This window comes from Methylobacillus methanolivorans (assembly GCF_054588515.1).
This window is the reverse complement of record NZ_BAAILT010000004.1, coordinates 562,473-574,888: the sequence shown is the minus strand read 5'-3', so window position 1 is coordinate 574,888 and position 12,416 is coordinate 562,473. Positions and strand designations below refer to the sequence as shown.

The 12,416-nt window shown below is 57.6% G+C and carries 9 protein-coding genes; 4 read left to right on the top strand and 5 right to left on the bottom strand.

The annotated features are described in order from the left end of the window. The first annotated feature begins 1 nt into the window (after position 1). Genes LG202_RS12520 through LG202_RS12505 form a run of 4 tightly spaced genes read left to right on the top strand, consistent with a single transcriptional unit; the run spans position 2 to position 4,768 of the window. On the top strand, positions 2 to 1,591 hold the full coding sequence (locus LG202_RS12520; protein ID WP_230348704.1) for an ABC transporter substrate-binding protein: 1,590 nt from the start codon (positions 2 to 4) through the stop codon (positions 1,589 to 1,591). Continuing rightward, on the top strand, positions 1,588 to 2,559 hold the full coding sequence (locus tag LG202_RS12515; RefSeq protein ID WP_230348703.1) for an ABC transporter permease: 972 nt from the start codon (positions 1,588 to 1,590) through the stop codon (positions 2,557 to 2,559). The genes LG202_RS12520 and LG202_RS12515 overlap by 4 nt, the downstream gene beginning before the upstream one ends. Then, on the top strand, positions 2,556 to 3,356 hold the full coding sequence (locus LG202_RS12510; RefSeq protein ID WP_230348702.1) for an ABC transporter permease: 801 nt from the start codon (positions 2,556 to 2,558) through the stop codon (positions 3,354 to 3,356). The genes LG202_RS12515 and LG202_RS12510 overlap by 4 nt, the downstream gene beginning before the upstream one ends. Continuing rightward, positions 3,353 to 4,768, top strand: a complete 1,416-nt coding sequence (locus LG202_RS12505; RefSeq protein WP_230348701.1) for an ABC transporter ATP-binding protein — start codon at positions 3,353 to 3,355, stop codon at positions 4,766 to 4,768. Before LG202_RS12510 ends, LG202_RS12505 begins: the two co-directional genes overlap by 4 nt. A gap of 66 nt (positions 4,769 to 4,834) precedes the next feature. Here LG202_RS12505 and LG202_RS12500 read toward each other — a convergent pair whose 3' ends face one another. The 5 genes from LG202_RS12500 to LG202_RS12480 all read right to left on the bottom strand — a co-directional run bounded on the left by LG202_RS12500 (position 4,835) and on the right by LG202_RS12480 (position 12,376). Next, positions 4,835 to 5,797, bottom strand: a complete 963-nt coding sequence (locus LG202_RS12500; RefSeq protein WP_230348700.1) for an electron transfer flavoprotein subunit alpha/FixB family protein — start codon at positions 5,795 to 5,797, stop codon at positions 4,835 to 4,837. After that, positions 5,794 to 6,594, bottom strand: a complete 801-nt coding sequence (locus LG202_RS12495; RefSeq protein WP_230348699.1) for an electron transfer flavoprotein subunit beta/FixA family protein — start codon at positions 6,592 to 6,594, stop codon at positions 5,794 to 5,796. Before LG202_RS12495 ends, LG202_RS12500 begins: the two co-directional genes overlap by 4 nt. Next, positions 6,594 to 8,024 carry a hypothetical protein gene (locus LG202_RS12490; RefSeq protein ID WP_230348698.1) on the bottom strand — a complete coding sequence of 477 codons (1,431 nt, stop codon included), beginning with the start codon at positions 8,022 to 8,024 and terminating at the stop codon, positions 6,594 to 6,596. The genes LG202_RS12495 and LG202_RS12490 overlap by 1 nt, the downstream gene beginning before the upstream one ends. Continuing rightward, the gene (locus tag LG202_RS12485; protein ID WP_230348697.1) at positions 7,993 to 10,116 is read right to left on the bottom strand and encodes a heterodisulfide reductase-related iron-sulfur binding cluster; all 2,124 of its coding nucleotides are present in this window, start codon (positions 10,114 to 10,116) and stop codon (positions 7,993 to 7,995) included. The genes LG202_RS12490 and LG202_RS12485 overlap by 32 nt, the downstream gene beginning before the upstream one ends. A 67-nt stretch (positions 10,117 to 10,183) precedes the next feature. Then, positions 10,184 to 12,376: an oxidoreductase gene (locus LG202_RS12480; RefSeq protein ID WP_230348696.1), complete on the bottom strand. Its 2,193-nt coding sequence runs from the start codon at positions 12,374 to 12,376 to the stop codon at positions 10,184 to 10,186. Between the last annotated feature and the right edge of the window lie 40 nt (positions 12,377 to 12,416).

Genomic DNA, 12,416 nt, shown 5'->3' with positions numbered 1-12,416 from the left:
TATGAAGTTGTCTATTTTCCGCGCCTTGCTGCGCAAGAGATGGTTGTCTGGCGCATTGATCATGGCCAGCGTGGCTATCCACAACCCAGCCTGTTCAGCAGGCACCACTCCTGCCAAGACCAGCCTCAGCATGGTAGGTCCATGGGAGCTCAGTTCACTGGAACCTTCACGCACAGGCTATATGTTCCAGCGCATGCAAGTGGCTGAAACGCTCGTGGGTGTGGATGTGAACGGTCGCGCTGTTTCTGGGCTTGCCCAGCAATGGAAAGTATCTGCTGACCAGCTACGCTGGCGCTTTGTTCTACGTCCAGGCGCAAAGTTTCATGATGGCACCATGGTCACGCCAGCCAGCGTAGCGCAGAATCTGCAACGTGCCTGGAAGCAGGCCGGTGGTGTGCTTTACATGGCACCGATCACGGCCATCAGCGAAACAGCCGATGGCATCAGCATTACGCTGGCAAAGCCTTATGCCCGGCTGCCCATGTTGCTGGCGCATAGCACCACCATTATCCTGGCGCCTACTGCCTATGGCAGCAATGGCAGGGTCGCGCACATGATAGGCAGCGGCCCCTATCAGTTGGTGCACCATGTCTTGCCACAGCAACTGGATTTCGCGCTTTCGCCTTATTGGAATGGCAAGCAACCTCATATCCGCACGGTGCGCTATCTTTCTGTCAGCAGATCAGAAACGCGTGCCCTGATGGCTGAATCACACCAGGCAGACCTGGTGTTTGGCTTTGACCCTGCCAGCCTGCAACGCCTACGCCATAACCCAAAAGTAGTCTTGCAAGAGGCCGATGTCGCCCGCACCATCGTGCTCAAGCTCAATAGCGGCCATCGCTGGCTCAACACGCCGGCCTCCAGGCAGGCACTGAGCCTTGCCATCAATCGCACCGGGATCGCCAAGGGCATCTTGCGTACGCCTGAATTAGCGGCAGAGCAGTTCATGCCGCCCAGCATGCACGGCTGGTATCAGGCAGATGCTGATTTCCCCAAACTGGGCACCGATCTTGAAAAAGCCCGCGGATTACTCACGGCACAAGGCTGGAAACCGGGGAAAGACGGAATTCTGCAAAAAGATGGCGAGCGCTTTGCGCTGACATTGACTGCCTTCCCAGACCGCCCGGAGCTGCCGATTGTTGCCACTGCCTTGCAGGATCAATTCCGCCAGCTCGGCATAGACGTCAAGCTCGTGGTGACTAACTCCAGCGAGATTCCCCTCGGGCATCGCCGCGGCACGCTGGATATGGGCCTATTGGCACTGAACTTCACGGTAGTGCCTGACCCATTCATTGCCATGAACCAGAACTTCAACAAGCATGGCGGCGACTGGGGCGCGATGCAGTGGGACAACACCACCGTGCCAGCCCTGCTGGATAAACTGGCCACCAGCACCGACGAGCAGGCCAACCAGCGCTATCAGCACGATATTATGCTCACCTTGCAGCAAGAGCTGCCCGCCATTCCTATCACGTGGTATCGCTTGCCTGTTGCCGTGCACCCCGAGTTGCGTGGCGTCAAGGTGGACCCACTCGAACAATCCTATTACCTCACCGATATGTACTGGCCTGCCAGCGCTCATCAACCATGATCCATACCATTAGCCTATTATTACTACGCCGCTTGATGCAGGCCTTATTGGTCGCCCTGCTGGTCAGCACACTATCGTTCTTCCTGATGCATCACCTGTCAGGTGATCTTGCCTTCCGCATTGCCGCAGGACGTTATGGTTACGACATGGTCACGGCTGCCGCTGCTGATGCCGTGCGCATCGAACTGGGGTTGGACAGGCCGATATGGCAAGGCCTGCTCATGCACTGGCAAGCATTGCTGCACCTTGACTTGGGCAATTCCTACATCACCAGCGCCCCAGTCATCGAGGAAATCCGCGTGCAATTTGGTCACACACTAGTCCTGGCGCTGGCTGCACTGCTGCTCTCAGTAGTCATTGCGTTACCAATCGGGCTGTTGTCCGGCCTCCATTCCGGTGGATGGCTAGACAGGATCACCATGGGATGCTCACTCGCCCTGCGCGCATTGCCGCCTTTCCTGCTTGGCATCCTGCTGATTTTGCTGATGTCCAGTCAGCTTGGGCTCACCAACGCCGCCAGTGCCAGCCATGAACATGGCGGGCTACTGTTACCCGCCTTGACCCTGGCGCTGAGCCTGGCCGCCGTATCCTCCCGCGTGGCACGCGATGCCATGGTCGCCGTGCGCGGCTCGGCCTATTTCCAGTTTGCACGTAGCAAGGGCCTCACCGACCTGCAAGCCCTGCTACGCCACGGCATCCGCAATGCAGCAGTACCGGTGATTGCCTATCTGGGCGTGCAGCTGATCTTCCTGATGGAAGGCGTGATCGTGATTGAAAGCCTGTTTGCCTGGCCTGGTATCGGCCATGCCCTGGCCCACGCCGTCTTCGGGCGCGATATTCCCATGATCCAGGGCACAGCGATTGTGATGGGCTTACTGTTTGTGTTCTGCAACACCCTGGTGGATATGGCCTGCGTGCTGGCAGACCCACGCCAGCGTTACATAGCACAACACAAGGTGGCGGCATGATGCACTATTGGCAATCTCTCCCACTCTCTCGTCGCGCAGGCATCAGCTTGCTATCCCTGATCATACTGGCTGCCATCCTGGGCCCCTTACTCATGCCTGACGCCATCTCGCAAAACCTGGACAATGTGTTGCTAGCGCCCAGCTGGCAGCAATGGCTGGGTACAGACCACCTGGGGCGCAGCATGCTGGCCAGGTTGGTACATGCCTTGCAGCTCTCATTTGGCCTGGCACTGGTCTCCGTGATTTCCGCCGCACTCATCGGCATCAGCCTGGGGCTGCTTGCAGCGTGGCGTGGCGGGTGGGTTGAAGCAGCACTCACCAGTATTGCAGATGCGGTCATGACCCTGCCTGTGCTGCTGGTCGTATTGTTGTTTGCCGCGTTTGCCCAGGGAGAATTCTGGTCGCTTTATCTCGGGCTTTCATTTGCCTTATGGGTAGAATATTTTCGCGTCAGCCGTGCCAGCATCAAGGCCACGCTGCTGAGCAGCCCAGTGGAATCTGCCCGCATGCTGGGATTTAGCAATAGCTATATCGTACGCAAGCACTTGCTGCCTGAATTGGCACCCATGATTGCCACCCTCATGCTATTCGGCATTTCCAGCGCCATTCTCGCGCTGGCAGCACTGGGATTTGTTGGCGTTGGCTTGCGCCCGCCGACGCCCGAACTCGGTGTCATGATGATAGAACTATTCCCGTATTACCAAGAGGCACCATGGCTGATTGCTGCACCAGTCATCACACTCGCGCTCATTATGCTGTCGCTGGCACTGCTATCCGGCAAGAAGGAGGCGATATGAGCCGGCATGAATTACAGGTGACAGACCTCGCCGTCACAGACCGCTATGGCAATAGCCTGGTGCAACCATGCAGCTTTACATTGGCACCAGGTGCTGCGCTCACGATCATCGGTGAAAGCGGCTCTGGCAAGTCGCTGCTGGTGCAGGCCATCATGGGCACACTGGCCCCGGCGCTTAACTCCACAGGCCAAATCAGGCTGGGCAATGCATCCACGGCATCAACCAACGCCGAGCTGCGGCGCCCCTGGTGGGGACACTCACTGGCGCTACTGCCGCAGGAGCCCTGGCTGGCGCTTGACCCCACCATGCCTGCAGACCGACAAGTCGCTGAATCCTATCAATTGATCGCACGGCCTGGCCTAAGTCGTGCCCAAGCCATGGCCAACGCCCGTGCAGACTTGCAGGCGCTAGGCGTCAATACCGGTGCCCAGCGCTATCCCTTTATGCTATCTGGCGGGATGGCACAGCGCGTTGCCTTTGCCGCCACGCGTGCAGGCGGTGCCCCCATCGTGATCCTGGATGAACCAACCAAAGGCCTGGACGAAGAGGCGCGTGCCAGCCTGCTGGATATCCTGCACACATTCATAGCCCAAGGCGGCAGCGTGCTCACCATCACGCATGACCTGCATGTAGCCCGCAGCCTGGGCGGCGAGGTGATGGTCATGAAGGAAAGCGCGGTACTGGAACAGGGCACTGCCACTAGCGTGCTGCAAACACCAAAACATGCCTACACGCAGGCATTGCTGGCGGCAGACCCAGAACACTGGCAGCTACCGTTATCCGCACCCGCCACCGGCACTGCCATCCTCTCCGGGCAAGGCTTGAGTAAACGCTTTGGCGATCATACGTTGTTCAAAGAACTGGACATTACCATCCATGCTGGTGAGCGCATTGCCATCAATGGCCCGAGTGGAGCTGGTAAAACCACGCTGGGCAATATGCTATTGGGGTTGGTAAAACCGGATAGCGGCCTGGTGACACGCGCCAGTGGCCTCGCTCAGATCAAGCTGCAAAAATTGTATCAAGACCCGGTGTCGGCATTTGCCCCGAGGCTGCCACTCAAGCAGGCATTTGCCGACCTGATCAAGCAGCAGGGCCTTAATCCAGCCGAACTACCGATGTTGCTTGACCGACTGGGCCTTGATGCCGCACTGCTTGAACGCCTGCCCAGCCAGGTATCCGGGGGAGAGCTGCAAAGACTGGCACTGGCACGCATCCTGATGCTATCCCCAGCACTGATTTTTGCGGATGAGCCGACTTCCAGGCTGGACCCCATCAGCCAGCAAATCACCATGCAGTTGCTGCTGGAATCTGCGGCGGAACGTGATTGCGCCATCTTACTGGTGACACACGACCGCGCCCTGGCGCAACACACCATGCAGCGCCAATTGCAGATTTCACCAGTGGTATAAAGACACCTGTGACATGCAGGCAAACTTGAGTCGTTGCGATGATCGCCGCAACGACTCGTACCTGCATCAGGCCAGTTGCTCCATCAGCGCCTCGTGAATGTCGAAAATATCACCAACAATGCCATACTTGGCGATGGTAAAAATCGAAGCTCCAGGGTCGGTATTCACCGCAACGATGCTACCGACATGCTTCATACCTGCCATATGCTGAATGGAACCGGAAATCCCCATCGCCACATAAAGTTTGCAAGCACTCACAACCTTGCCAGATTGCCCCACTTGGCGCGATTTTGGTAGCCATCCGGCATCGGCGATCGGGCGTGAACAGCACAGCGTGGCGTCCAACTCATCGGCCAACTCACGGAAGTCTTCCACGTTGACTTCTTCGCCAATGCCTCTGCCTATCGAGACGATGAAATCGGAAGTGGTGATATCCACATCGCCATCATTGGCAGGCTCGATAAAGCCCAATGGTCGGCTACGTGCAGTCAGCGCGGTGCAATTTTCTACGCTCAACTTGGGAGCCGCAACCTCTTCTACCGGCTTGAACACACCGCTGCGTAGTGTGAGCAACACACACGCCTTGCCAGGAAAATCTACCTCTACATTCACTTTCTGGTTATAGCCCCCACGTGTTGCCTGCAAGGAACCGTTGTCATACGCGAGCTTGAACACATCCGTGGCATAACCAAAGTCACCTTTCACAGCCACTGCTGTTGCATACCCAAGTGAGTCCACACTATGTGGCAACAACACAACAGCAGGCTGATACGACTCGATGATCCGGCTTACAGCTTGCTCGGCAAGCTCAGGCTCGAACTCATCGACACTGGTCTGGCAGGCGATAATTTCCTCCACGCCCGCCCACTGCAACTGGGTCGACAGCAACTCCGCCTTGGCTCCCACCAGAGCTACCAGTACACGATCATCGGGCGAGGTTTTCAGTTGCTGTGCCGCAGTGATCAATTCCAGCGTCACCGCTCGTATTTCGCCACGCCTATGTTCCGCCACTACCAATATCGTGCTCATGCTGCCACCCCTTTGTACTCATTGATGATTTCAATCAACCTAGCTGCCTGCTCTGCCACTGTGCCTTCTATCATTTGCGCCCGGCCCTTGATTGGTACTTCCATGCGCAACACACGTGACAAGGCGGCACCCTCACCTACTGCATCTGTAGCCAATCCCACATCGTTCAATGACAGGGTTTCAATCGGCTTGGCTGCCGCCTGCTTGATACCGCGCAGTGAGGCATAGCGCGGCTTGTTGATACCCAGCTGCAGGGTCATGACCGCAGGTAAATCAATTTCCACTTCCTGCAGCATCCCGGCCTCCAGTTCGCGCTTGACGCGCGCCACGCTGGCACCGGGCTGGTATGCCAGGTCAGCCACCACGGCCGCATGCGGCCAATCCAGCGCTGCTGCCAGTGCCATGCCAGTAGAAGCGTGGGATTGATCCGATGATTGCACCCCGGCAAACACCAGGGCTGGAGATTCCTGCTTTACCACCTGCGCCAGCAAGCGGCCTATGGCCATCGAGTCTGACCCTTCAATTGCTTCATCCCAGATACGGATAGCACGATCCGCACCCTTGGCCAGGCATTTACGCAAGCTTTCTTCCACGCGCTCAGGGCCAACGGAAACTGCAATCACCTCAACGGGCTCACTGGAAGCCTCCTTGATTTTCATGGCCTCTTCCAGGGTATAGTCGTCCCATTCATTGAGGTCATAGGTCAGGAAATCCTCATCAACATCCAGGCCATCGTCACGGATTTCAAAATCATCCTCCAGAGCGGCCACTTGCTTCACTGCTACTACGATCTTCATTACAACCTCCTGTCAAAATAGGATGGATGGGTGGCACTGATTAATCTTGTCGCCAGCCATTGATACAACGCAAACCGCACCCGGTAATCCGGGTCATCCCGCAAGCCCCATTTGTCCTGCACAGTCAGTTGAGGACAGGACACCAGCATCAGGCGATGAAGGTAATAAGGGTCTTCCAGCAAGGGCAACAAGGTATTGCGGGTTGCCTGGGGATTGAGGATGACGCCGCGCCGGATATCCATGTCGTCCGCATGCGCAAGCTTGCGCAATATAGGCTGCGGAGTGTGCATATTCACTGCAACGCCTGCCAACACGTCCACCGCACTATCACCCGCCATCCTGACCAGCATGGAAGTGGTAGCCGCAGCCTGATACGCCACTGCGGAACGCACCCAACTACGAGCGTCATGAGCCAGTGTTTTCAACAGCATGACCGGGCATTGCGGGTTGCGCGCCACGGCGCGGCGCACATCCTCGTCAATATCTAGCGCCAGCTTGTTCAGCAGCTCATGGCTGACAACCGGGTTACGCGCCAGCCATTGTCTGACCCAGGAGTCTGTATCCTGTGCCAGTTGTCCCATGCAGTCAGGGGTAAGATCAGGGCGACTGGCAATGGCACGGCGCACGGCATCTGAGGTATCTTGTGCAAGCTTGGCCACCAGCGCTGCTGGCAAGGCCGGATGTGCGGCAATCGCGGCACGCACTGCATTGTCTGGATAACCGGCCAGTTTACGTATGCGGGCCACCGACAGTTCCGGACGCTTGGCTACTGCACGCAATAACAGGCGTTCATGCGCATGCGCGGCCAGCTCTAGACAAGCCCGTGGACAATGGGGATTGGCAATGATCGCTGCCCTCACCACCGTACCACTCGCAGTATCGGTATGCGCGGCATAGATATCAGCCAGCATCCCGGCAGATGCTGCAGGATGCATGGACAGCTCCTTGTCGAAGCTACCAGGAAAGCGCTGATGCAATCTCTCCAGCGCCTGCGCTGGCGTATGCTGGTTACGCACCAGGCACTTGAGTACCACGTGGTCTTGCTCTTCCGATGCCATGCGCAACAGCAATGCCTGCGGTGCATGAGGATGTTGGGCCAGCAGGCCGGGCAATGCTGGGTCTTGTTGCGATGAATAATGCTGGGACAAGGTTTCGCCTGCGGTATTGCGATGCCTGACCACGCGCCGGGTCAACGGCATGTGAGGTAGTTGTGACAAGGCATCCAATACTTCCGCAGGCGTATATTCCCAGCGCGCCAGCATCAACACATCGCGACGTGTAGAGAAAATGCGTGCCCCCAATGAATTAGCCACGGGGTACAACGCCACAGCCGCATGAAAGTCATCGCCCGCCAGCACATGCTGCACCAGCTCAGGCAGCGTCGCGGGCACCATGGCCTCAGGCTTGCAGAGATAATGCAGCTGGCTCATCGTACTCCACACATTCTTCTATCAACTCGATCAGTTCGCGCACAACGAATTTACCTTCATAACCAGCAGTTTTCAGCGCATCCTCATACATGGTGAGATCCTTGGGGCAAGACACCACAAACACTTGCAAGCCCTCAATGCGTGCTGCCTCATGCATGCGGTTCTGCGATGGCTTTTCCGTGCCCGGCGGATCAGGAATCCAGATCCGGCCACCACCAGCGCCACAACAGAAAGAGTTGTCGCGGTTGCGCTCCATTTCCACCAGTTCGCAGCCCAGCATCTGCAAAATGTCGCGCGGGGCATCAAAACCGCGGTTGTAACGCCCTAGGTGACAAGGGTCGTGGAAAGTCACGCGACAATCCAGCGTCTTGCGCAAGCGCAAGCGGCCTTGTTGCAATAGCTCGCGCACCAGCGTGGTGTAATGCTGTATCTCGAACTCGCCACCAAAATCCGGGTATTCATTGCGGATGGTGTTGTAGGAATGCGGGTCCGTCGTCACTACGGAATTGAATTCGCAATCAGCTAGCGAAGTGATATTGGCAGTGGCAAGAAACTCATACAGCCCCTCCTCGCCAACACGGCGCACGTCGTTGCCGGCATTAAGCTCGCCCTCGAACAGCAGGCCGAAATCAACCCCGGCCTGATTCATCAACCTGGCGAAGCCGCGGGTGACTTTCTGGTTGCGCGGGTCGAACGAGGCATAGTCGCCGACGAACCACAGCAGGTCTACCAGCTCCTTGCGCGCATCCTTGATGGTGAAAGGTAAGTCCTTGGCCCAGGAGGCACGCTTGCGCTTGGATTCGCCAAATGAATTGCCGGTCTTATGGATGGTTTGCAGGGTTTTCTCCAGCAACGGCTCCATATTGCCGTCCTCCACCAGCTTGCGGCGCATCTGCACGATGATGGGCACATGCTCCACAGCCACCGGGCAGATTTCGACACAGGCCAGGCAGGTGCGGCAAGACCATAAGGTTTCCATGAACACTTGCCCTGGCCCCTTGCCATGCACGTCCAGCTTGGCCTCTTCTGGCAGGGTCTTGGCCTCCAGTGCCTGGTTGGCAAACTCCCGCAGCGAGAGGATCACGTCGCGCGGCGACAGCGGCGCACTCACAGCATTGGCAGGGCAGGCCTCATGGCAGCGGCCACACTTGGTGCAGGCATCCAGGTGCAAGAGCTCCTTCCACTTGAAATCGGTGATGTATTGGTAGCCCGCGCTTTTTTGCTCTTCTGGCACCTTGGGCAGGCGACGGCCAGCCAGGGGGTCGCGCAGCATGAGTGAGGTCGGCGCGGTGAAGATATGCTTGACCTTGCTGTAGGGAATCAAAGCGATGAACGTCAGCGCCAGCAATCCATGGAACCACCACAGGCCGCTACGGAGCATGGCGGCGGCATCCGCACCCATGCCCAGCCCCTGCATGCCATGGGCGAGCACAGCGCCCACCGGTGACCAAAAACGCACTGACCAGACCTCAGGCTGATCCGCCAACCACACCAGGCGCACGGCTTCCAGCACATAGCCGGTAATACCGATGATGATCAGGGTCCAGAGAAAAGCCCAATCCTCGCGCTTGTAGTCACTACGGTTGTAATCCGGGTCTTCCGGGCTGCGGTCTGGACGGGCATAGTCCAGCTTGGGCGGCTTGATCCAGCCGCGGCGCACCATCATGAACAGCAGGCCGGCAATCAGGCCGACGCCAGCCAGGTCTAGCACGAGGGAAAACCACAGGTAGAAATCACCATGCCAGAAGCGCCAGCCGAATAAAGGTGCCAGGATGTCGTATTCCAGGGTGATGGTAGCAGTGCCGATAAACAGCAGCACGAAGCCGAAAAAAATCAGGCCATGAGCGCGCCCAGCAGAGCGATCACGGCGCACCAGGGTGCGATGACTGGACAGGTCTTTCAACATGCGCTGCACGCCTGCCTTCAGGCTGGCCATGGCAAATGGCTTGCCGCGCCTGTATTTGCGCACCTGCACATAAACACCGTGCATGAACACGCCAATGGCGGTATAGCCCAGTAGATAAAACAGCGTAATCGACCAGGAGGCAAAGTCCTGGAACAAAATACGGGTGACGAGAGAAGAATCCAGCATAGCAGTCTCGATGAAGAAAAAGGTGATGGGCAAATGCCGGAGAGGGTGACCTCCCCGGCGCGCGTTATCAGACCTTGTACTCGATCTTGAACTCACCGCCCGGCATGTGGGCAGCGCCCCATACCGCTACCTCACGCTTGTAGGGCAATGGGTATTGCGGGTTAGCTTCCTCGATTTCACGGGCCAGGCGATGGCCGGTGAAGGTGGCATCCGCGATCAGGCGTGGCGCTTCTGCATCACCGATGAGGTAGACGGACTTGATGCCATTTTCCTCCCACTCAGATTCACGCGCTTTCAGCTCATTGAACAATCCACACTCTGAGTGACGGCCTGTGACCAGGATCAGCGAATCGAACTCCAGCCAGCGATGGGTCTTGTTGGCATCACGCGGAGAAACGCCAGGGCCACGATAGGTACGACGTGAGCCATCACCCCAGATGTTGTAGATTTCCAGGCGGCCAGGCTCAATACGCGAACAGAAATGGTCGCCCAGCTCTTCCACGCCCAGTTCGTGCAAGCGACGCATCATGTTCGGGTACTCCAGCGTGAAGTGCATGTAGTTGGCCAGGTGCACTCCAGAGACAAGCGTCACCTCATGCCCGGCTACAGCGAGCTTCTCGGCCAGGCTGGGGGCCATGAAGTAAGTATCCGCATTGAGGATGACCACGCGCTTGCCGATCGGCTTATTGCCCGCGAATACCTGTTCTGGCGTGAGCTGGTCGGCACGCGAGGCATCGGCACCGGGAATGGCTTCGTGGCTCAGGCAGTTGGTGCCGTCAGTATTCCAGCTAGCCCCGGTCGCGATCACTACCTTGTCCGCGCCATATTGCAGGATGTCATCTGCAGTCAGGCGTTTCTGCCCCAGGGCGATGACGGAATCCTTGTTCTTTTTCACCAGCTTGTTGAGCTGGGTTTCGCGGTAATCGCGGTGATAGCTCCACTCGCCCAGGCCTGGCAGGGTGGAAATGGTATTCAGGTGCCCGCCTATTTTCTCGGCGCTGTCGTACAAGTGCACGGTATAGCCGCTTTCCATCAGCACACGTGCGCATTCGGAGCCGGAAGGCCCGGCACCGACCACCAGCACGGCATCGCTGGACTTGGTCTTGCGGAATTTCTCCGGGTGCCAGCCACGACGGTACTCTTCGCCAGCGGTGGCGTTCTGGGTGCAGATCATGGGAGGCCCACCGATTTCCCAGCGCGAGATGCAGACGTTGCAGCCTATGCAGACGCGGATATCGTCGTAGCGGCCTTCTTCAATCTTCTGCGGCAGGAAGGGGTCGGCGATCGAGGGACGCGCTGCGCCTATGATGTCGGCATAGCCCTTGGTAACAATCTCGGTCATTTTCTCGGGGTCGGTAAAGCGGCCCACGCCCAGCACCGGCTTCTTTGACACCTGCTTGACGAACTTGGTCCAGGGCACTTGGTGGCCTTGCTGGTAAAAACGCGATGGGCCAGCATCCTCACCCCATTCGGCAATATCGCCGACATCGACGTCCCACAGGTCGACTAATGGATCAGCCAGCTCGATGAACTTCATGCCATCGACTTCCACCTCGATCTGGCCTGGGCCATAGACGGTATCCACGGCAAAGCGTGTGGCAATGGCACAATCATCGCCCACGGCACGGCGGACTTTTTCCAGGGTTTCCAGCCAGAAACGTGCGCGGTTTTCCAGCGAGCCGCCGTATTTATCGGTGCGCTTGTTGTAGTAAGGGTTGAGGAATTGCAGCGGCAGGTAAGAGTGGGCGCCATAGACGTAGACGATGTCAAAACCCGCATCACGTGCACGTTGGGCAGCTTCCACATAGTATTGCTGCACCATGTTGATGTCGGTCTGGTCCATTTCCTTACAGTAGCTCAGCGTTTCAAACTCGGAAGCATATTGGCTGGGGCCGCGCGGCGTCGCTCGGGACTCCATGCACGGCGCATGTGCACCGCCGTACCACATCTCGATACCAGCCAAGGCACCGTATTTATGCACCTCGTCGGTCATGGCACGCAGGTTGCGTACGTCGCCTTCATCCCAGATACGGGCAGACAAACGGTGCGTATCATCGGATTCAGGGTGGATGGAGCAGTATTCGGTATTCATCGCCGCCCAGCCACCTTCCGCCTTGACGGAACGATGGGCAGCCTGGAACCCGGGCTTGTCAGAACCAGCACCTATACAGTGTGGCACTTGATAAAAACGGTTACGCAGGGTTTTGGGGCCGATCTGGATCGGCTCAAACAGGATATTGTGTTTAGGATCTCGTGCCATTCTGACTTCCTCTCTTTAAACATGGGTTATGTCTTGTTGT

Coding starts and splice junctions, on each gene's coding strand:
- LG202_RS12495 (WP_230348699.1), bottom strand. CDS start 6,594: ATGAAGATCGTAGTAGCAGTGAAGCAAGTGGCCGCTCTGGAGGATGAT.
- LG202_RS12480 (WP_230348696.1), bottom strand. CDS start 12,376: ATGGCACGAGATCCTAAACACAATATCCTGTTTGAGCCGATCCAGATC.
- LG202_RS12510 (WP_230348702.1), top strand. CDS start 2,556: ATGATGCACTATTGGCAATCTCTCCCACTCTCTCGTCGCGCAGGCATC.
- LG202_RS12520 (WP_230348704.1), top strand. CDS start 2: ATGAAGTTGTCTATTTTCCGCGCCTTGCTGCGCAAGAGATGGTTGTCT.
- LG202_RS12485 (WP_230348697.1), bottom strand. CDS start 10,116: ATGCTGGATTCTTCTCTCGTCACCCGTATTTTGTTCCAGGACTTTGCC.
- LG202_RS12500 (WP_230348700.1), bottom strand. CDS start 5,797: ATGAGCACGATATTGGTAGTGGCGGAACATAGGCGTGGCGAAATACGA.
- LG202_RS12505 (WP_230348701.1), top strand. CDS start 3,353: ATGAGCCGGCATGAATTACAGGTGACAGACCTCGCCGTCACAGACCGC.
- LG202_RS12490 (WP_230348698.1), bottom strand. CDS start 8,024: ATGAGCCAGCTGCATTATCTCTGCAAGCCTGAGGCCATGGTGCCCGCG.
- LG202_RS12515 (WP_230348703.1), top strand. CDS start 1,588: ATGATCCATACCATTAGCCTATTATTACTACGCCGCTTGATGCAGGCC.